16 protein-coding genes are annotated in these 19,182 nt (G+C 47.4%); 8 read left to right on the top strand and 8 right to left on the bottom strand.

Annotated elements, in window-relative coordinates; translation table 11 throughout:
- Positions 1-23: 23 nt before the first annotated feature.
- Complete coding sequence (locus tag ACQ6WK_RS03480) at positions 24-3,011, top strand: FG-GAP repeat domain-containing protein (RefSeq protein ID WP_432799355.1); 2,988 nt, start codon at positions 24-26, stop codon at positions 3,009-3,011.
- A 57-nt stretch (positions 3,012-3,068) separates the two neighbouring features.
- On the opposite strand, the gene ACQ6WK_RS03485 is transcribed toward ACQ6WK_RS03480, so the two are convergent.
- Positions 3,069-4,181: a glycerate kinase gene (locus ACQ6WK_RS03485; RefSeq protein WP_432799356.1), complete on the bottom strand. Its 1,113-nt coding sequence runs from the start codon at positions 4,179-4,181 to the stop codon at positions 3,069-3,071.
- Positions 4,182-4,663: 482 nt separating this feature from the next.
- Here ACQ6WK_RS03485 and ACQ6WK_RS03490 point away from each other — a divergent pair, with 482 nt between their 5' ends.
- The gene (locus ACQ6WK_RS03490) at positions 4,664-4,894 is read left to right on the top strand and encodes a substrate-binding domain-containing protein (RefSeq protein WP_432799357.1); all 231 of its coding nucleotides are present in this window, start codon (positions 4,664-4,666) and stop codon (positions 4,892-4,894) included.
- 394 nt (positions 4,895-5,288) lie between these two features.
- Here the strand turns inward: ACQ6WK_RS03490 and ACQ6WK_RS03495 are convergent, their stop codons facing one another.
- On the bottom strand, positions 5,289-6,209 hold the full coding sequence (locus ACQ6WK_RS03495; protein WP_432800371.1) for an ABC transporter substrate-binding protein: 921 nt from the start codon (positions 6,207-6,209) through the stop codon (positions 5,289-5,291).
- Positions 6,210-6,744: 535 nt separating this feature from the next.
- Here ACQ6WK_RS03495 and ACQ6WK_RS03500 point away from each other — a divergent pair.
- From ACQ6WK_RS03500 to ACQ6WK_RS03520, 5 genes are all read left to right on the top strand, one after another.
- Positions 6,745-6,978, top strand: coding sequence for a hypothetical protein (locus ACQ6WK_RS03500; protein ID WP_432799358.1), 234 nt, complete (start codon positions 6,745-6,747; stop codon positions 6,976-6,978).
- Between the two features lie 366 nt (positions 6,979-7,344).
- The gene (locus ACQ6WK_RS03505; protein ID WP_432799359.1) at positions 7,345-8,100 is read left to right on the top strand and encodes an RraA family protein; all 756 of its coding nucleotides are present in this window, start codon (positions 7,345-7,347) and stop codon (positions 8,098-8,100) included.
- Between the two features lie 215 nt (positions 8,101-8,315).
- Positions 8,316-9,860, top strand: coding sequence for a sugar ABC transporter ATP-binding protein (locus tag ACQ6WK_RS03510; protein ID WP_432799360.1), 1,545 nt, complete (start codon positions 8,316-8,318; stop codon positions 9,858-9,860).
- Positions 9,853-10,854, top strand: coding sequence for an ABC transporter permease (locus ACQ6WK_RS03515; RefSeq protein ID WP_432799361.1), 1,002 nt, complete (start codon positions 9,853-9,855; stop codon positions 10,852-10,854). The genes ACQ6WK_RS03510 and ACQ6WK_RS03515 overlap by 8 nt, the downstream gene beginning before the upstream one ends.
- Positions 10,851-11,825, top strand: a complete 975-nt coding sequence (locus ACQ6WK_RS03520) for an ABC transporter permease subunit (RefSeq protein ID WP_432799362.1) — start codon at positions 10,851-10,853, stop codon at positions 11,823-11,825. Before ACQ6WK_RS03515 ends, ACQ6WK_RS03520 begins: the two co-directional genes overlap by 4 nt.
- Before the next feature lie 96 nt (positions 11,826-11,921).
- On the opposite strand, the gene ACQ6WK_RS03525 is transcribed toward ACQ6WK_RS03520, so the two are convergent.
- The 6 genes from ACQ6WK_RS03525 to ACQ6WK_RS03550 form a co-directional block, all read right to left on the bottom strand.
- Positions 11,922-12,554, bottom strand: coding sequence for a hypothetical protein (locus ACQ6WK_RS03525; protein ID WP_432799363.1), 633 nt, complete (start codon positions 12,552-12,554; stop codon positions 11,922-11,924).
- A gap of 56 nt (positions 12,555-12,610) precedes the next feature.
- Complete coding sequence (locus ACQ6WK_RS03530) at positions 12,611-13,024, bottom strand: YcfL family protein (RefSeq protein ID WP_432799364.1); 414 nt, start codon at positions 13,022-13,024, stop codon at positions 12,611-12,613.
- A 31-nt stretch (positions 13,025-13,055) separates the two neighbouring features.
- Positions 13,056-14,477, bottom strand: a complete 1,422-nt coding sequence (locus tag ACQ6WK_RS03535; RefSeq protein WP_432799365.1) for a COG3014 family protein — start codon at positions 14,475-14,477, stop codon at positions 13,056-13,058.
- Between the two features lie 69 nt (positions 14,478-14,546).
- Positions 14,547-15,488: a CsgG/HfaB family protein gene (locus ACQ6WK_RS03540; RefSeq protein WP_432799366.1), complete on the bottom strand. Its 942-nt coding sequence runs from the start codon at positions 15,486-15,488 to the stop codon at positions 14,547-14,549.
- Positions 15,489-15,550: 62 nt separating this feature from the next.
- A complete protein-coding gene (locus ACQ6WK_RS03545) occupies positions 15,551-16,909 on the bottom strand; it encodes a PEGA domain-containing protein (RefSeq protein ID WP_432799367.1) in 1,359 nt (452 codons plus the stop codon).
- Between the two features lie 161 nt (positions 16,910-17,070).
- Positions 17,071-18,021: an FkbM family methyltransferase gene (locus ACQ6WK_RS03550; protein WP_432799368.1), complete on the bottom strand. Its 951-nt coding sequence runs from the start codon at positions 18,019-18,021 to the stop codon at positions 17,071-17,073.
- A 249-nt stretch (positions 18,022-18,270) separates the two neighbouring features.
- Here ACQ6WK_RS03550 and ACQ6WK_RS03555 point away from each other — a divergent pair, with 249 nt between their 5' ends.
- Positions 18,271-19,182 (top strand): AraC family transcriptional regulator, encoded by a 912-nt coding sequence (locus tag ACQ6WK_RS03555; protein WP_432799369.1) that lies wholly within the window; start codon positions 18,271-18,273, stop codon positions 19,180-19,182.

Raw genomic sequence — 19,182 nt, forward strand, 5'->3', positions numbered from 1 at the left:
AGCTGATTGTAGGATTCTGAATAATGGTTAAAACATGCTGTTCCTTTGTTTACCTAGTCGTCGTATGGATGCTTTTGGGGCATGGAGTTGAATCAGCCATTTATGCTTCTCCCGATTATACCTGCAGGCAGTTTAACCATCTGGGTGAAGTTATTGCTTCGTATGACACCAATGATTTTCATCCGCGATCACCATCGAATTTACAGTTTGATGGTGATCGCTTTTATACGTGGAAGATAGATGATGGGCTTCAGGATCGTTTAGAAATTCAGATGGTATGCCGGGTTGAAACGTTTTCAAAAAGTATCGGCGGCAATCTGCTAAGCGCGTTTCAATCAAACCAGCCTGCGAAACTGTTATGGGCGGTTCGGACGAACGGTGAGTATCTTGAATTAGTACGTTGGGATTCACATCGTCAGCGTTATCGATCTGCAAAATCCCGCTACCCTGTCAAACGCGGTCAATGGATGACGGTTAAAGTTGAGCTTGATGATCAGAGAATGTTATTGTCTGTTGATGAAGTTGTGTATTGGCGGAGTACATGGTTTGGCTCGGTGATGGGTGACCGTATAACCGTTGGCGCCCAAGGTGATGGGAGGAGCAAGGATAGGCGCTTTCGTGGTGGGATTAAATCACTCAGTATTCAATCTTTCCAATCGCACACAATGCGGCAGGGGCGATGGAAGAATCAGAATGTTGTATTCGTTGATACTGCGCAAAAGGATTCACGGTTCAGTGATTCGCCAATTCAGCTACGCTCGAATCTAAGGTATTTTCAGAGGATTTGGCCTCAGGTAGATGTTGCCACATTGCAGAATAACTTGAAGATTTACCGTTGGGACGATACTCGCAATCAACCAATTAGCGGGCCTGTGCCATACCGTTTTAATTGTGATCATCCGTTATTGGGGTCGATCGATATTGGTTGGTTAGATCAGGACGCTGCTGCAGAGCAGACAGCAGTATATGCTCTTGTTATTGATGATGAATCGTCGCAATTGGCAGTGAACGATCAATTACAGAAACCGACTGCGATTCCCATGATTGGTGGCGGTGAAACTTTATCCGTTGGGCGAAGCGATTTACTCACAGAAGTTGGGCAGCATCTTGCAGGATATCCATCAGCAATTGATTGGGATTTAGATGGTGACCTAGATCTGCTTGTGGCGAGTGTGTATCCAAGAAATGTGGTGATGTATGAGAATATTGCGAAAACGTCAGAGGATCGGCCGGTATTGGTGGCACCGCGCATTGTGAATGGTGGGCGGCGTCTAAAGACACACGATTTCATTCAACGACCGGATGGTCAAATTATTATTTATCAAGCGTCACGTGACGGTCGAAGAATTGTTGTTGCCAAAGAAGAACATGATGGAAAAGATCGTTTATTCAAGAGCGGGCCAGCGATTAACCTGAAAGGTTTGCCTGAGGGAGCAAAACTTTTTGATGTACATGCGCAGGATGTGAATGGTGATGGTGTGGTGGACGTGTTGTTGTCGGTGTTGGAGGGTGTGTGGTGGTGGCCAGATGGTAAAGATCCGTGGCATGAAGGCAAGGGGAATCCTAGGCTGGGATATGGAAAGGGATATGACACACATGGAAAGTGGTTAGGGAAGGCGCCGACTGGGAGCTTCTGGGTTGCAGTTAACAAGGGGAGTTCAGAGGAACCGGTTTTTGATGGGGTTAAACCGATCACAATGTATGGTGAACCGATACGTGTGCCGACGACGCAGCTTACATCCGCGATGTTTGATGTTGATGCGGATGGCGATCTTGATTTACTTGCGGCTGTGGGTGTAGATCAAATACTGGTGTATGAAAAGCAGTCGGACGATAGAGGGGCATTTGATTTTTGCTCATCTCGTAATGCACTGAAAAACAGTACTGTTTCTCAGTACAGTTATTTTGATACGCGCTTTGAATTAGTAGATTGGAATCGTGATGGGGAAATAGATGTACTTATGGGTTCTAATCCGGGATTGGTTGTATTGTGTACATTTGAAAACGGAAAGCTTATTGAGGAGGGTGTATTGCAGGTGCGGGGCGCCAATGTTTGGGCCGAGCCATTATTAGTACCGTGGGTTGGTGATGTAACCGGTGATGGAAAATGGGATGTGGTGACAGGCGATTGCTCAGGGTATTTGAGTTTGTTTGAGAATATTGGTGAGAAGCGAAAGCCATTGTTTGATAAGCGAGAACAATTGAGAGCGGGGGGCGAGCAGTTTCGGCCGATTGCGGGATATAGTGGTTCGATTCAAGGGCCAAACGAAGCGCGGTGGGGTTATCTAGTTCCAGCAGTTGCAGATTGGGATGGGGATGGCATGCTGGATATTGTGAGCAGTGATATCACCGGCAAGGTTTACTGGCTGCGTAATGAGGCAGAGCAGGGTAGTCGAATTAAGCTACAAAAACCGGAAGATTTAGTGATTGATACGTGGCCAATGAAAGTACGTTGGCGAACGCGGCCCGCTATTGTTTCACTTGAAGCGGATAAATTGCCGGCATTAGTTACGAATGATGAGCAGGGATATTTAGCTTTATATAGGCGTGATGAAATGGTTGGGCCGAATGCGCTTTTACCAGGTGAGCGATTGATGCATGTTGATGGTTCGCCGATCAAGATTGATGGGCCAAGTGGATTTAATGGACGCGCGAAACTTGTTGCAACCGATTGGGATCGTGATGGTGATTGGGATTTACTTGTTGGTCAGCATCCACGTATTCATATGGTGAGTGAGATCAAGATGTCATTGCCGCGGCATCATAGTGCGTCAATTGTGTTGTTACGGAATGAAGGTACGTCCATCAAACCGAAATTCGCCAAGGGAGAATTGATGCAATTGGCGAATGGGCAGGTGCTTGGTTTCGGCAATCACTCTTGTGCGCCAGCGGTTTATGATGTGGATGGTGACGGCTGGGAAGATTTATTTGTGGGGACAGAGGTCGGATTTGTACACTACTTCCATCGATCAATGCTTGAGGATCGCTCGCGGTTTATGCATGTCCGTTAAGCATTTCTTAAGATTCGATGATAGCCATGGTTTATGCGCGAGGTCATCGGTATATGTTTAAAGAGAGGTTTGCGTCGCGTTCTTTGCTGCGTCTTGGATTAATTCGGCGGCATGTGACATCGCGTATTCAATAGGATGATTTTCGCCGATGGCTGTGGCACCTGCGACGCCGAGCGATGTAAGTGTTGCATGATCTGCATGTAGTAGACCAACGATGGCATGAACGGGAATGTTATATTTTTTGGCCATTTCAGCGATACCAGCCACAGCTTTTCCGGAAGCAGTTTGGCTGTCCAATTTACCTTCGCCGGTCAGAATCAAATCTGTATTTTTAATACGGTCTTCAAACGTAACTGCCTCCAGCACAAGATGTATTCCTGTTTTTAATTGACCGCCTAGCATAGCGACGATGCCATATGCCAAGCCGCCTGCTGCACCGGCTCCAGGTAACAGTGCATCTGTATTCGTTAGTGTCGCGAGGTGTTTCAAGCCATCATCAAGTGTTTGAATATCATCTGAACTCGCACCTTTCTGAGCGGCATACACATGAGCTGCTCCCGAAGGGCCATATAGGGGGTTGTTTACATCACATGCAATAGCGAGGTCAATTTGATGTAGCCGCGGATCTAGCGATGTGATATCGACACGGCTGATATTTTTGAGCATGCCGCCTGAAATCGGTTCACGTATTTCTTCATCTTGCAGGTTGAAAAAACGTACACCAAGTGCTTGGGCTGCACCGCATCCACCATCATTGGTTGAACTTCCGCCAACACAAATAATCAGTTGTTTGATCTGAGCATCTATCGCGTGTTTGACCATCTCCCCGACACCAAAAGTGGATGCTTGCATCGGGTTGCGGTTTTCAGGTGTGATCTTGCTAAGTCCGATGGCTTCAGCTGCTTCAATATAGGCGGTGCGCCCATCGGATGAGAATCCAATCTTTGCGTATGTTGGTTTGCCAAGTGCGCCTTGAACAGTTAATGTTTCGAATCGTCCGCCAACGGCTGCGACGATCGCTTCGATCGTACCTTCGCCACCATCACCGATTGGGCAGCAATCCACTTCGATTGTGTTATCAACCTCGTGGATGCCGCGGCGCATCGCGGAGGCTGCATCTTCAGCAGAAATCGATTCTTTGAAACTGTCTGGTGCACAGATGATCTTCATGTTGTATGATCCTTTAGTCGGCATTCAAAGCGTCATTCAATGGTCAAATAGCATCATAACGAGTCGTACAAGAATGACATGGCGAGGGCTTGGTGGTGGGCCGAATTCGAGCCAGTGGCATGGTTTACTCGCACAAGGTGGGACATTTGGGGTGTGAATTAAGGTAGATCAATAGGATTAACCTTGACTGGGTCTGGCACGCGGGGCAGTCTTCCAATACATATTCGAAGCCAGCCAATACGTATTTGCAATCTATCAAGATCATCCCATGGGTAAACGCATCAGGCAAGTCGACATCGCTTATGAGGCAAACGTGCATCAAAGTACTGTTTCTACCGTGCTGAATAGTCGAGACTCTGCACCTCGTGGCGTATCAGCGGAAACGGTTTAGCATATCTGCGAAGTGGCTGATCGCATGGGCTACCGTCCGAATCTCAGTGCACGTCAGCTTAAAGGAGCACGTAGCCATATCATTGGCATGCATGTCAGTACCAAATGATGTGGCAGTGATTGGCTATGATAATTCAGATCGGTCGGTATGCATATCACCGCAGCTGACAACGATTGATCATTGTGACGAAGTGATTGGGCGCGAAATGCTTTCACTGCTTATGAATTTAGTAGATAGCGATTTAAATCAATCTGAGGCGCGACAAGTCACGGTGTCTCCCAAATTAATCGTACGGAATTCATCACCAGAATTATCATGTTGAACGAATCATTATTGATGTAAATTTTAGGCGATTACTTGCCCTCAAGAATATATTCAGAATTGGAGAAGCCATCCGAAATTAAGGTGGTAAAGGTTTTGCATTGATAGAATTATTGATGGTCACTAGTATTATTATACTATTGATATAAATATTGCTTCCGGCACTTTCGGCAGCACATCCATCGTGCCAACACCGGAAACATTACCTGTATTTGCTTCTATAGCCTTATGGGGTGTGATGTACAGGCGTTAACTGTGGTTCATATTGAAGTTTATATATTACGTTTGTAAAAGTATTAATTATAATGATATTTATAGATATGATTTTGTTCGCAGATACCACAAAAAAACACCTTCAAGTGAAGGCGTTTTTTAAGCGGTTGTATTTTGGCCGTTTAGTACTTGCGCCCACCGATAAGTTCCTTGGCGACAGATTGATCGAACACTTTGTCTTCAATCATAATGCGCTTTTCAACAGTTTCGCCAGCAACGGCTCGTTCTACTGCATCGAATGCGACAGGTCCGAGTAGTGGATTACATTCCACAGTACAATTCAATTTGCCTGCGACCATCGCTTCAAAGGCACCTTTCACTCCATCAATAGAAATGATAATGATGTCTTCGCCGGGCTTCTGGCCAGCCTCTTCGATGGCTTGGATCGCGCCGAGTGCCATATCATCATTGTGTGCGAAGACAAGATCAATTTTATTGGTGCTGCTTTTTAGAAAAGCTTCCATGACTTCCTTACCCTTGGCTCGTGTGAATTCGCCGGTTTGGCTCTGGATTACTTTTAGATTTGGGTGTTTGGCAATGATTTCTGAGAAACCTTTCTGCCGATCAATGGCGGCAGACGAACCGGGCGTTCCTTCTAATTCAACGATATTGGCTTTGCCACCGGTTTTTTCAACGACCCATTCAGCGGCCAATCGGCCTTCAAGAACGAAGTCCGTGCCGACAAGCGTGGTGTAAAGAGACTCGTCTGAAACCTTTACGCCGCGGTCAACAAGGATGACGGGAATATTGCGTTTCTTAGCATTACGGAGTACCGGCTCCCATCCGGTTTCAACAACCGGTGCGAGAATGATTGCATCAACACCTTGAGCAATGAACGCGTTAAGAGCTTTAATCTGATTCTCTTGCTTCTGTTGTGCGTCAGAAAACTTTAATTCGATATTACGTGCTTTGGCTTCAGAGCGGATCGATTCTGTTTCAGCGGTACGCCAACTTGACTCGGCGCCAATCTGGCTGAAGCCGACAATCAGTTGTTTTTTTCCGTCTTTGCCTTTGATGGCGGGTTCTTCAGAGCATCCGAACATAACCAGTGTGAAAGCTGCGAGTATTAAACATAAGTGCTTGATCATTGGATTTCCTCATTCCCAGAGTATGTAAAAGCAACAATGATGATTGTTTGATTAAAACGCCTGTTGCACAAATGACGTCATAGATTCTTTCCAATATACAAGTTGCATTGGAAGGATGCTTGTGTTTATCAGGATAAATGGTTGCTGTGATATTCAAAGTTGGATTGTGGGTATGGGCTTGGAGGCATGAACTGTCAGAGGTGACTATGCCAAAAAGGTGTCATTGATATGGCTGCTGGCATCATTAAAAGGGTGTTTGGGTGGCTCAATAGATTGTGCGTAAAAATGACATTTAATTGCGCAATTAACTATTGGGTGGATTGTGAGATTAAGAATAATACTATCATAGACGTAAGTTTCTGCATTTGAATATGGGTGTACGAGAACCTTGCGCTCTGGCGGATCAACACTCCGAGATTTACATATTGATCAGCCTATGGAACTGCAACTATGTGCGGATGATTTTAGGGAGGTCAAGCTGTTTGAATAGTTGCAATTATGTGATTCGGATCTTAAAGCGGCGAATGCCGCTGACGATCCTGATCGGGTGAAGCCGATTGAAGTTGATGTGGCATCTGCCAATATTGTTTCGTCGATTTCAGGAGCAAGCAAGCCGTTGACGCTGGAGCTTCAGCCTGCATCGTGGAATATGATTCGCTTGCATGTTAATGTGGATAGTCAGCTAGCAAAGACATTGGGTAAGGATTCATCTATAGGTGCCTGACGTTTAAGCATTTTTAGATAGTACGAGTATTTTCTGTCATGGGATGGTCGTATAGATTGGCATACGATCGGTGGAGATGTTTCATGTCTTAATTTCCTTCTGTTGAATATCTCTTCATGTATATGTATAGGTTGGGAAGTGTGTCGCTTCATCGAGCGAAAAGCTTCATGTGTGCATGTTTATGGAATTTAGAGCATGCTAGTATGTCTTGATATACTAATGATTCATAGGTTACAAGAAATTGGATTTTTGCTAAGAGGGATGAGGTTAAGCCCATCTATTGGCGGGAATCGAATGGCGATCGTATTGTTGGTGCGATCGTTTGAGACATGCTCTTTTTTACAAACGAGATAAAGGAATCACATAATGGAGAATACAATCGATCACCGTACCATGCTCGAGCTTAAAAGATGGAACACACCGACGATTTGCAATGGGCTTGAGCAAATATTGACGACAGGCGATGTCTCTTGCTGCGTCAATATTGAGGAGACTCGAGATTTTATGCCGCAGATGGGACCAATGATCGGGCGCGCGGTGACAGTGGTGATTGAACCAAGTAATGCAGCTCATAAAGAACGAGGACCTTGTATTTGGAAAGAGTACCGTGAGTACATCGCATCGCAGCCGGGGCCCAAAATTGTTGTGATACAGGATCTAGATAAGCCTCATGTTTATGGGAGTTTTTGGGGTGAGGTGAATGCAAATGTTCATCGCGCTCTTGGATGTGTTGGGACGATTACGGATGGAGCTGTTAGAGATATTGACGAGATGATCGATGCTGGTTTTAAAGCGATTGCGAAGCGGTTATGTGTCAGTCATGCGCATGCGTGTCCGGTTCGGTGGGGTGATCCGGTTGAAGTGTTTGGTACGAAGGTTCATCCGGGCGAGCTTGTGCATGCAGATAAGCACGGTCTGATTACCATTCCACGTGAAGATGAAGGCGGCATTCTTGAGGCGGCCCGTTTTATGGACAGCAACGAATGTCAAACAGTGATTGAAGCCGCTCGCTCGGGGCAGGGGGTATCGACCGAACAATTGTTGACACAAATGGCAGAAGCCGATGTTGCTTTTGCCCAGCGGACACGAGAGAAGTTTCAGCGAGCCGGTGAGTTTGGCTGATATATTATTGCGTTAACGCGGGGGTACATTACCACAAATAAAAAAATGATCTTCCGGCTATGCAATGCTGGTTTTCAGACATGGTTCGTTGCGCGGTATCTGCGACAATCACTGGTCTATCAGTTTAGCGGGTGAGTTCCGCCAAGTGCGAGTAGTGAAGTTATTTACGGCGTGACGTGAGTAGCTATCCACGCAGAAAGAAAGACGTTTCAATCATGGCAGATGCTTGTCTGTTAGAAATGCACGGAATCGTGAAGACCTTTCCCGGCGTGCGGGCGCTGGACAATGTTGACTTCAAATTACGACGGGGCGAAGTCCACTCCCTTATGGGAGAAAACGGTGCGGGCAAAAGCACGCTGATCAAAGTTTTGACCGGCGTGTATCAACACAGCGGGGGCAACATTCAACTCGACGGGCAGGAAGTGCATCCGTATTCGCCACTCGATGCGCAGAAGCTCGGCATTTCCACAGTCTATCAGGAAGTGAATCTGATTCCTGAACTGTCTGTTGCAGAGAACCTGTACATTGGTCGCGAACCCAAGCGTTTCGGTTTGATCAACTGGAAAGAGATTCGTCGCCGTGCCCGGGAAGCGATGCTCAAGATCGATCTTGATATTGATGTGACGTTGCCGGTGCGAAGTTATTCTATCGCGATTCAGCAGATGGTCGCTATCGCACGTGCAATTGATTATGACGCCAAGGTGCTTGTGCTTGACGAGCCGACTTCGTCATTGGATACCGCAGAGGTTGCGCAACTTTTCACCGTGATGCGTCGTCTGCGTGATCAGGGAATGGGTATCATTTTCGTCAGTCACTTCCTTGATCAGATTTATGAAATCAGCGACCGCATTACCGTCTTGCGAAATGGTGGTTTTATTGGTGAGTATCCGATTGAGGACCTGCCACGCATGAAGTTGATTAGCAAGATGATCGGCAAGAATCTTGATCAGGTTGCTGCAATGGAACAGCAACATCAGCCTCGTCAGCAAACAGATGATCAGCGGCTTGTTTTAAGTGGTGATAAGATTGGCAAGCGTCACTTGGTTGCAGAGATCGACATCGATATCCATAGCGGCGAAGTGGTTGGGCTTGCGGGTTTATTGGGGTCGGGACGTACTGAAGTTGCACGGTTGCTCTTTGGTGTAGACGTGCCGGATAGTGGGAGTATTACCGTTGATGGGCAAGCGGTGGCGAAGCATTCGCCACGAGCTGCGATTAGGAACAGCATTGCGTTCACGCCGGAAAGTCGAAAAGATGCAGGTATTGTTCCCGAACTGAGTATCCGCGAGAACATCATTCTTGCGCTTCAGGCTCGCAGGGGGTGGCTCCGTCCTATTCGTCGTGCGGAACAACAGAAACTGGCAGATCATTTTATCAAAGCACTCAATGTTGCTACGCCCGATGCCAACAAACCTATTGGCCAACTCTCTGGTGGCAATCAGCAAAAAATTATTCTTGCACGCTGGCTTGCTATGCAACCCAAACTGCTCATGCTCGATGAGCCGACGCGCGGTATCGATGTTGGCGCTAAAGCCGAAATCGAAAAACTTATCTCAGACCTGTGTTCAGAAGGCATGGCATTACTATTTATCTCAAGCGAACTCGAAGAGGTGGTGCGTGACAGTCATCGTGTGATTGTGATGCGTGACCGTAAGAAGGTTGGCGAATTACAAGGTGACGAGATTCAACTCGATCGCATTATGCAAATCATCGCATCCGATCCACAAACACAATCAACGAAGGAGCCCGCACATGCCTGACTCCTTACGAAAACTAGTTTGGCCACTTGTCGCACTCGCGATGTTGCTTGTTTTCAACGCAATCGTGAATCCGGCATTGTTTACATTTCAAATCGTTGATGGCAGGCTCACTGGTTCGCTTATTGACGTGCTAGATCGCACTGCACCAGTACTTCTGATCTCCCTCGGCATGACGTTGGTTATTGCCACTGCAGGTGTCGACCTTTCAGTGGGTGCCGTCATGGCCATGGCAGGGTCGATTGCGGCTGTGCTTCTTGTACAGTACGAATACTCGTTGCCAATGGTTATTGCGATTACGTTACTTATCTGTATCTTCGCTGGCTCATGGAATGGTTTCCTTGTTTCAGTGATGGGCATTCAGCCGATTGTTGCGACGCTGATTCTTATGGTCGCCGGCCGTGGCATTGCACAATTGGTGAGCGGCGGGCAAATCATCACGATCCCGGAAGGCAGTGCTTTTGCCTTTATTGGCGGCGGCAATTTCCTTGGCTTGCCAATCACGATTACGATCGGATTCGTTGCCATTCTTATTACTATTGTGCTTGTCCGTTTTACCGCGTTGGGGCTTTTTATTGAATCCATTGGCGGTAATGAAAAAGCCAGCTATTACGCTGGGCTTAATGTCCGTACGGTCCGTATTTTTGTCTATGCATTCACCGCGTTTTGTGCCGGTATTTCAGGACTGATTTACACTGCAGACATCACTGCTGCTGATGCTAATAACGCCGGCCTTTATCTTGAACTGGATGCCATTCTTGCGGTTGTCATTGGCGGTACTTCACTCATGGGTGGACGGTTCTTTATTGCTGGCACGATCGTGGGTGTGCTCATCATTCAAACACTTAACACCACCATCCTCATGACACAGTTTGGCGGGCATAATATTCCCGCTGAATGGAACCTTATCGTCAAGTCTGTCGTTGTCCTTGTGGTTTGTTTGTTGCAGGCCAACGTCCTTGATTATATTAAGATCAAAAGGAGGGCCGTCGCATGATCACGGCACTCAAACCCAAGCCACAACATCTACCTTTATTTGCCACGATCTCCGTATTGGTTTTGCTTTACGCTGTCGCAGCGATGCGTTATCACGGCTTCACATCGTGGTATCAAACCACGTCTCTGATTGCAGACAGCGCCCCACTCGGACTTGCTGCGATTGGCATGACCTTTGTCATCCTCTCCGGCGGGATCGATCTTTCCGTTGGGGCCGTCATCGCATTCTCCAGTATCTTTCTCGCTCGCTGTATGGTTGGCACAGAGATGGGCGGTTTTAACATGCCATCTTTTGTTGCGATTCCGCTTGTGCTGGCTGTGGGAACGCTCTTCGGCGGATCAATGGGCGCGCTCATCCGATACTTCAAGCTCCCGCCATTCCTCGTCACACTTGCGGGGATGTTCCTTGCACGTGGTCTTGCCTTGAACATGACCGATGATAAGCGGCTTACCATTGTTAATGAGCCTACCTTCGATCCACTGGTGGATTTTTTGTTCCTCGGATTTAATCTCCCGGCGATTGCATTTCTGGCGATTTTGCTGCTTGCTATGTTTGTTTCTCAGTACACACGCTTTGGTCGTGTTGTCTATGCAATTGGTGGTAATGAACAATCCGCAATGCTCGCCGGTCTACCCATCGGCAAAACTACGATCAAAATCTATGCACTCAGTGGTTTGTGTGCTTCTATCGGCGGTGTACTTTATGCTATCGGATCTCAGTCCGGTGATGCTTCGGTTGGCTATCTTCTTGAGCTTGATGCGATCGCGACTGTCGTCATCGGTGGAACGCTACTTACAGGTGGCGTTGGCTATGTTTTCGGCACACTGCTTGGTGTCCTTATCCTCGGCATCATCACGATTATCCCGACCTATGAAGGCGATCTGAATTCATGGTGGACACGCATCGCCATCGGTGGCTTGCTCTTTCTCTTCATCGGTGCTCAGCGATTGCTACAATCACGTATCGAGTGATGCCGATTGTCTTTGTTATTACGAACACAAAAAATCCCGCTGAAAAGCGGGCTTTTTATTTCGCTGAAAAAGTAGAGATCAAAAGAGCAGGGTGAGTTACCAACCAACTGCTGGCTTTGATCCTTGCTTTGTAATCATGCGTTCGTCTTCCCAAACGGCCAGGCCACTTTTGATATCTGTTAGTGACATCTGGAAGCTGAAGGTTGTTTGGCGAATCTTACCAGCGCGCACCTTGTTCTCCAAGATCTTCAAGGTCATGGTGTAGTCAGGTTTCGGTGGCGCAGGCTTCTCGGATGATAGGAATGCATCAACCTTCTGCTGATTCGCAGCAAAAGCATCCTCTGCACCTGCGGATCCACCAGTCGCATTCAGCGTTGTGAATGTTTGTGCTGCTCCAGCTCTGTTGAGTGTTACGCGGATCTTCTTGATGATCCGGTCGCGGTCGATGTGCTGCGATGTTGAGTTTACGTAGTTTGAGATCGCAATTTTGGAGGGCGTGCCGCTTGAGCCGAGGATGCCCGCTTCGAGGAGTGATTCGGAAAGCTCGCCCGCAGCATCCAATGCATCTTGAATATCTAGTCCGGAGACGGTTGCGATGGTTTCAGTGCCGCCTGGATCGATGCGTCGGACTTCAGTTGATTGACATGCTGTCATCGCGCCTAAAGCCATCAGCAGGCATGAGGTGGTGAGCAATTTCTTCACAGTTATTCCTTTCAGATGCATATGCATGGTTTGTTTCGTGCGATTGTAAACCAAGCGGCTGGTCAATGACATAGCCATCCGGGTTACTTGGTTTCAACGAGTTGCAGACGGAAGTCTGCAGCTTTTGAAGTTGGTGCGACCGCAGTGACAAATGCGGTTTCTTTGCCCGCAATGGATTTGGTTTTCCACTTGGTCATGAGTGACGGGATCGACATGCCATCTGCATTCAGCCAATCAATGCGGTAGTTGAATGACTTACGGGAACTTGTCGTATTCAAAATTTCAGCTTGGATCTTTAAGTGATCATTCCCAACACGCGATTCGCGGATGTCGACCACGCGTGCTTTGGATCGTAACGAGCCGTCGGTAATGATTTTTCGTGTGGGAACAGAATTGTAACCGGGTTCGCCAGAATCAGACGCGACAGTATTAACCGTGGTACATCCGACCAATGTTATTGAGCCAGCCATTAAGATTGCCATACATGCATGTTTCATCATCGTCTCCACAATAAGTGTGTTGATGTTCTTATTTCAGTTTAAATTGCGATACGATTGGTGGCAATCCTGCTGCAATCGACTTCACATAAACAACATTGATCTTGCCTTCGTCCAGTTGGACTCGTTGGAATACGCCACCACCCAGTGACAGTTGGATTGAACGATTGGCTGGTGTTTTGACGCGGGCATATTGGAACTGTTTTGGCAGGCCAGCCCAGGTTCTCAGGTCTGCTTCATTGGTTGCGACCTGATAAGCGGTGGTAGAGATGATCGCGATCAGTTGCGCAGCATTGTCACCTTTTGCGGCCTGCTTGATTCCCCATGCTGCTGCGGCCTTGGCGGCAGAACTCATTACTGTTTTGGTAATGACCAGTGGTAGCTCGTTCATGAACTCTTGTGCGACAATACTGTCCATGTCAGAAATCAAGCTTGTCGCGGCACGTCGCCCATTCGCTGAGACATTGATCACATTCGTGTAGTTTTCGTGCATCTCCAGCATCGGGAACGCCATCCCAACATAATCCACTTCCCTATTCACGAGGAATAGCGGCAAGTCGATACGGATTGTTTTGCGTGAAGGGGCAACACCTGTTTCAAAGAAGATATAGGTTAGTGGTTCGCCAGTAGAACCTGCTTTGAGTTGGCTAATGGTATTGAGGTCTTCTTTCACGTATGGATTGTTCGGGAGCATGCCTGCCACGCGTTGCAATGAAAGTTCTGCGCGGGTTAAGTCCGCAGTGTCCGCTGCGGCGTGCATGAAGTAAACGCCTTGCAGCAATTCTGAGAAAGGATTCACGTAATCTGCAAACGCTTTGTATTTCTTGAGCTTGGCGAAGTTTTCTGCGATCTTCCCTTGGACTTCATTGGATTCAATGGTTTTTTGTGTGTTCGCGCCTTGCTTATTTTTTTTATCCGCTTCAGATTGTGCTTGGGCTGCTTCACTCGCTTTTTCAAGACGTTTGGCGTTACGTTCGACCGCTTCCTGTTGGCGGTTGTAGGCGCGGATCAGCTCAACGCGGGCGGCACTAAGATCGCCAAGCTGCATGAAGTTTAGCGCTCGATACGTGTTTAGCATGATGCGGTCATAGTTGTAGCCGCGATAGGGGAGCATGTTCAGATTGGTTAAGAGTGCCGCACCTTCCTGGCCGGCTTTGAACTCGGGTTGTTCGTCCCAATGTTCAAGTTGTTCATCCGCATTGGCGAACGCTTCGTTACTTGCTTCAACATCACCGAGTGCGCGATAGATGGTTCCTTTTTCCATCCACGCAATTACAGCATTGCGGCCTTTTTCATTGGACTTTGAATAACCATCAATTTTGTTGCGTGCAGAAACCAAGTCACCAGCGCGGTAGGCATCCTGCGCCTGACGCAATGCCGTGTTGCTACAACCCACACTACTAATCACCATCATGATGAGCAGTAAGAATGGTGTGATTCTCAATTGATTCATCTTTGTTTTGCCTTTTAACGGATTGGTTGCGTTCCCAGAAAGTGAGATTGTTATGGGGAAGGGTGTGTTTTAGTTTTTGGTTGCTTTGCTTTCATCAAGTCGTGCAACATGAAGTTTGGCTACCCCGAAATCTTCGATGATTGTGCCGCGCGAAAATTTGGGTGTGACCTGAGCGATTTTCATTTTGCCAACAGGGATTTCTTCTGCGCCAAGTGATTCGCCTGTGTCCGGGTCGATCATCTCTTCACCTGTGGCATAGATCGTCCAGACTTGGTCTTTGGCAATACCAGTGCCGTCGCCACGGTTGAGTGTGGCCATCTTACCGGTCAGGCCAATAATCTTAGCGGGGTAAAGCACATCCATGACGCGGTTCGCAGATTTGTGGGCAAGCTCGCGGGCAAGGATTGTGATCAATCGATCAGACAGTTCTGCGTCGGCATACGCACCGTCAAGTTTCTGCGCGCCTTCGGTATTGGTCACCTGAATGTTTGAAGTTTCGCGCAGTAATCCTGTGGCGTTGTCATATAGCTTGGAGATGGCGGAGAGACGGAAGGTGCGTTTGGTGGCAAGGATCTGCCCGCCGTCACCGCGGAGTTGTTCTTTCATGTCCTGATAATCATCGATGGTGACGATCAGTGAGTACTGGCAGCCAGCGATCTTAAAAGCTTGTGCGGTTTTCGCATCGCTTGGATCTGTGAATACTTCCTGCAATTCTTGATCTTTTAGGATCGTCTTTAAATCCGCGCGTGAGACAATATTGAACTTGCGTGTGTTATGGAAGCGGTCGATCAATTGCTGATCCATTGACTGCGAGATCCGTTTGAGCGTTAGGTATTTTGATGAGCCATTTTTGGAGGCGGTTTCTTTGATTGCGTCGTTGATCTGCGTGGCTTGGATGCCGATTGTGGTTTTGGTCGGCTTCTTGGCCTGAGCAGTTGCAGTTTGGATCGGCAGGCTGATGGCAAGCAAGAGCATACAAATTGCGGCATGGAAAGTAGTAAAGCGTTTCATGGTGAATATTCCTGATTGAGTTCGTTTTGATCGGTGTGTTCACGCGGTTGTGATCGTGATGTTTACTCCGGCCATGCTGATTGAGCCGTGTTCTGACGCTCAATGTTGTTCTGTATCACGGTTAGCGCCTGATCGGTATCGACCTTCACGTCTGCCTTTTTATCGATTTTCTTTTCGATGTCGACCTTCCGGTCAACCGTTACATCGGATTTGTGATCTGATTTATGGTCGGCTTTGGCATCAACACGATGATCGACGCGGAAGCCGGATTGTCGCAGCATCTGAGCATGTCCACGCAAGACTTCGACTTGTGCGTCGGTGAGTTGTTGCGTGTTTTTCAGCGATGCAATGAACGCGGTCATTCCTGTAAACTTTGAGCGTGCATCGTCGGTCATCACCATCGGGATTTTCAGCTTCATGCCGTCACGGACATTGATCATCCGCTCCCACGGCTCGAAGTTTGGATGCGAAACGGAAATTGTGTGTAAGCCTGGCGATGCTTGAAGCTCACCCGGTGCAGTGCCAATGACCACACCATCAAGCTCAACGTCAACATCAATCGCCTGCAATGGAAGGATTTTCTGGCCCACGTTGTATTGGCCGTTCGCATCTACTGTAATCTCTGGCACGTTAAACCCTTGAATACTTGGATTGATCGCGATCATTGCAAGGCCAGAGTTTTTCTTCACAGTTTCGACTGATGCGGCTGCACCCTTGTCATTCAGCTTTGCTGCCAGTGCGACTACCGCATCATCCATCAGTACATTGAGCATATCTGATGTTTCTGTTTGAAGCTCCGCGGTTTGTTGCAAGCGTTTACTCGATTTCATGTTGCCTGCTGATAGCGATTTACCATCGTTACCGTCAAGAATCTTATACATGATCCGAAGTGTATAATCGGTCACGTTGCTTGAGATGCCAAGGTCTGGCCGATTGATCTTCTTTGTCGTATGGCCATACGAAAGAATTGAAGCAGTAAACAAATAATCTGCATTCAATGTCTGAGCCAAACGAAGTGCGTTTGATTTTTCCGTCAGGTGCTTATCCAACATCGTTGGCTCGATGGGCTTGCCATCTTTCGTGCCCGGGTAGGTCTTCATCATCTTTGCCGTGTCTTCCGGCGAGATGATCTTGAATCCCAAATCAGCGATCTCACCGACCAGCAAATCTTCAAACATACCAATTTTGGATTCAAAACTTTTGCCTGCACGGTTTTTAATAAAGATGGCCACTATGCGCGCCGGCGCTTTTTTCTCTTCGACCGTCTCTGTAATAGTTGTAGTTGTCTCACGGATGGTGGTTGTTTTTTCGCGGACTTGTTTCTGTGTGGCTTGCGGTTCTGCTGAAACCATATTTGGCATCACAAGAAGCACCGCCGTCAGAACCATGATGAATGTTAATACACCTGATCGATTTTTCATGAGAAATCACTTCCGGGGTTTGTATGTCCGAGGGTGAGTAGTGAGATTCAAAGATGAGTATAAATGAATGTTAGAAAACTAACAATGAATAGATCATTGATATGGATCACGTGATGGATCGTATATTGCAAACAGAAGCTAAGATCATTGATTGTGAGGAGTTACTGGAAGCAGGAAGCAGTCAGTGATTTGTTAACCGCATCATCTTCGTGGAGCCAGAGAACATCGTGTGTTTCCTCGCCACTAAATTGAGAGATTGGTGTTAACAAAAGTTGCGGTTTTGCCCAACGCTTATGATGTGTGTCAATGAGGTAGCCTTCGTATCCATGGCTGTGCATCAACGCAAATAATTCACCTGCATCTGTCCCTGCTCGTTGCAAGCAATAGGGGTTAACTTCCGTAACCACGGCAGGTTTATCCTTTACTAATGTTCTACCTAATCCGTGCAGCGCGTTCACTTCAAAACCTTCGATATCCATCTTAATTAAACTTACCGGTATCGCGGCTTGTGCTGTAGGTGATGAAAGCAAACAATCACCTGTGATCGTTTGGATATTTTCTGTTTCTGCATATTCATGTGGCGTGTCATCATTCAACTCACTTAACGTGCTGAACCCGCTATGCCGCGGTACGATCTTCAGTGTTGCCTCGCCTTCTGAATCCGCTAAGGCGATGTGATGCAACTGGATGTTTTTGATTTTGTTCTTTGCGATTTGTTTTTCAATCCGCTTACAGCAATCGTTATTCGGCTCGACTGACTGAACAACACCTTGTTCACCCACCAATTTTGATGCAAGCAAGGACAACATTCCCGTGTTCGCACCTACATCCAGAATATGATCACCTTCACGAACAAGTTTCTGGAAAAGAAGTTGTACTCCGACCTCATAAAACTGTCCGTAGAAATAGGTATACCGATCCATCCAGTCGCTGAGATTTAGCTGCATGAGGTAGCCGTGATGTTTTCCGGTTGCCCACCGTGTTCCAGCTTTTTGCCATCGTTCTTCCTTGCTACATCCTTGGCCTACGATCAATGAATAAAGATGATCTGCGCCAGGAAGATCGTGGCGTGTTATCGGAAGAATTACAGGGGCAAGCATGGCTAAGGACATCGTGTTTGCATCTCCACAGTTCCAGATACATTGCGGGCAGCAAATACCCGCAGCATCCTTAAAATCGGCACAATCCGACCGCCGTTCAAGTCCCGCTGCCAAACAGTTTTATCAGACCTTCTTCATGCCGATGAGGATTTTGATGTGACTATTCTTCCCATGGTCAAATGTTGATTTATCTCGCAAAATCCCAAACACCGCAAAAAAGATCAAGACACCCATGCAGCGGTCGGATATCGTTTGCGAATCATGAATGACAAGATCAAGCAAAGCCGAAACCATGACGATTACCATGAGCGCATTCTGGATGTACTGCTCTATGTGCCGCAGCATCTGGATGAGGAATTGAGCACAGAAGCAATGGCCGAACGGGCTTGCTTCTCCATGTATCATTTCCATCGCATTTTCAAAGGCATGACCGGTATTACACTTCAGGCTTATGTTCGCCGCTGTCGATTGCAGCGTGCATCACTCCGACTCAAATACACGCTGCGCCCCGTATTGGAGATCGCGCTGGAGTCGCACTATAGCACGCACGAAGCCTTCACACGTGCTTTTACCAGTGAGTTTGGTCATTCACCTTCGATCTTTCGTGACAAGTACGGGCTTCGTCGGGATGAAACCGCAAGCACATCAAGTACAGATCTGGCAATACCCCTGCACATGGACACAAAACTCTATTCAAGTAAGGAGATAGCAATGAAGATTCGGATTGAAGATTGTAACCCGCTGAACGTCGCTTTCATGCGGCATGTTGGTCCTTATGACCAATGTGGAGAACTTTGGCAAAAATTTATGGGCATTATGGGTAGCAAAGGCATGCTCAATCATCCGCTTGAAACGATCGGTATGGGACATGATGATCCAGAGGTCACGCCGCCAGAGAAACTCAGATATGATGCATGCTTGGTTGTGCCGGAAGATTTTCAAGCCGAGGGAGAAGTAGGCGTGCAAACCATCCCCGGCGGTCGTTACGCCATCGCTACTCACCACGGCGCATACGAGGGATTACGTCAGGCCTACGGAGATTTCTATGGCAAGTGGCTTCCCGGAAGTGGTGAAGCACCACGTGAACTACCACCCTTTGAGAAATACATCAATTCTCCGATGAACACTAAGCCTGAGGATCTTATTACCGAGATCTATATGCCCCTTGTCTAA

This window comes from Poriferisphaera sp. WC338 (assembly GCF_050931845.1).
Lineage (GTDB): Bacteria > Planctomycetota > Phycisphaerae > Phycisphaerales > Phycisphaeraceae > Poriferisphaera.

What these genes read in the sequence shown, in the direction of transcription:
- ACQ6WK_RS03480 (WP_432799355.1), top strand. Translation starts at nt 24, where the DNA reads ATGGTTAAAACATGCTGTTCCTTTGTTTACCTAGTCGTCGTATGGATG.
- ACQ6WK_RS03485 (WP_432799356.1), bottom strand. Translation starts at nt 4,181, where the DNA reads ATGAAGATCATCTGTGCACCAGACAGTTTCAAAGAATCGATTTCTGCT.
- ACQ6WK_RS03490 (WP_432799357.1), top strand. Translation starts at nt 4,664, where the DNA reads ATGTCAGTACCAAATGATGTGGCAGTGATTGGCTATGATAATTCAGAT.
- ACQ6WK_RS03495 (WP_432800371.1), bottom strand. Translation starts at nt 6,209, where the DNA reads ATGTTCGGATGCTCTGAAGAACCCGCCATCAAAGGCAAAGACGGAAAA.
- ACQ6WK_RS03505 (WP_432799359.1), top strand. Translation starts at nt 7,345, where the DNA reads ATGGAGAATACAATCGATCACCGTACCATGCTCGAGCTTAAAAGATGG.
- ACQ6WK_RS03510 (WP_432799360.1), top strand. Translation starts at nt 8,316, where the DNA reads ATGGCAGATGCTTGTCTGTTAGAAATGCACGGAATCGTGAAGACCTTT.
- ACQ6WK_RS03515 (WP_432799361.1), top strand. Translation starts at nt 9,853, where the DNA reads ATGCCTGACTCCTTACGAAAACTAGTTTGGCCACTTGTCGCACTCGCG.
- ACQ6WK_RS03520 (WP_432799362.1), top strand. Translation starts at nt 10,851, where the DNA reads ATGATCACGGCACTCAAACCCAAGCCACAACATCTACCTTTATTTGCC.
- ACQ6WK_RS03525 (WP_432799363.1), bottom strand. Translation starts at nt 12,554, where the DNA reads ATGCATATGCATCTGAAAGGAATAACTGTGAAGAAATTGCTCACCACC.
- ACQ6WK_RS03530 (WP_432799364.1), bottom strand. Translation starts at nt 13,024, where the DNA reads ATGAAACATGCATGTATGGCAATCTTAATGGCTGGCTCAATAACATTG.
- ACQ6WK_RS03535 (WP_432799365.1), bottom strand. Translation starts at nt 14,477, where the DNA reads ATGAATCAATTGAGAATCACACCATTCTTACTGCTCATCATGATGGTG.
- ACQ6WK_RS03540 (WP_432799366.1), bottom strand. Translation starts at nt 15,488, where the DNA reads ATGAAACGCTTTACTACTTTCCATGCCGCAATTTGTATGCTCTTGCTT.
- ACQ6WK_RS03545 (WP_432799367.1), bottom strand. Translation starts at nt 16,909, where the DNA reads ATGAAAAATCGATCAGGTGTATTAACATTCATCATGGTTCTGACGGCG.
- ACQ6WK_RS03550 (WP_432799368.1), bottom strand. Translation starts at nt 18,021, where the DNA reads ATGTCCTTAGCCATGCTTGCCCCTGTAATTCTTCCGATAACACGCCAC.
- ACQ6WK_RS03555 (WP_432799369.1), top strand. Translation starts at nt 18,271, where the DNA reads ATGAATGACAAGATCAAGCAAAGCCGAAACCATGACGATTACCATGAG.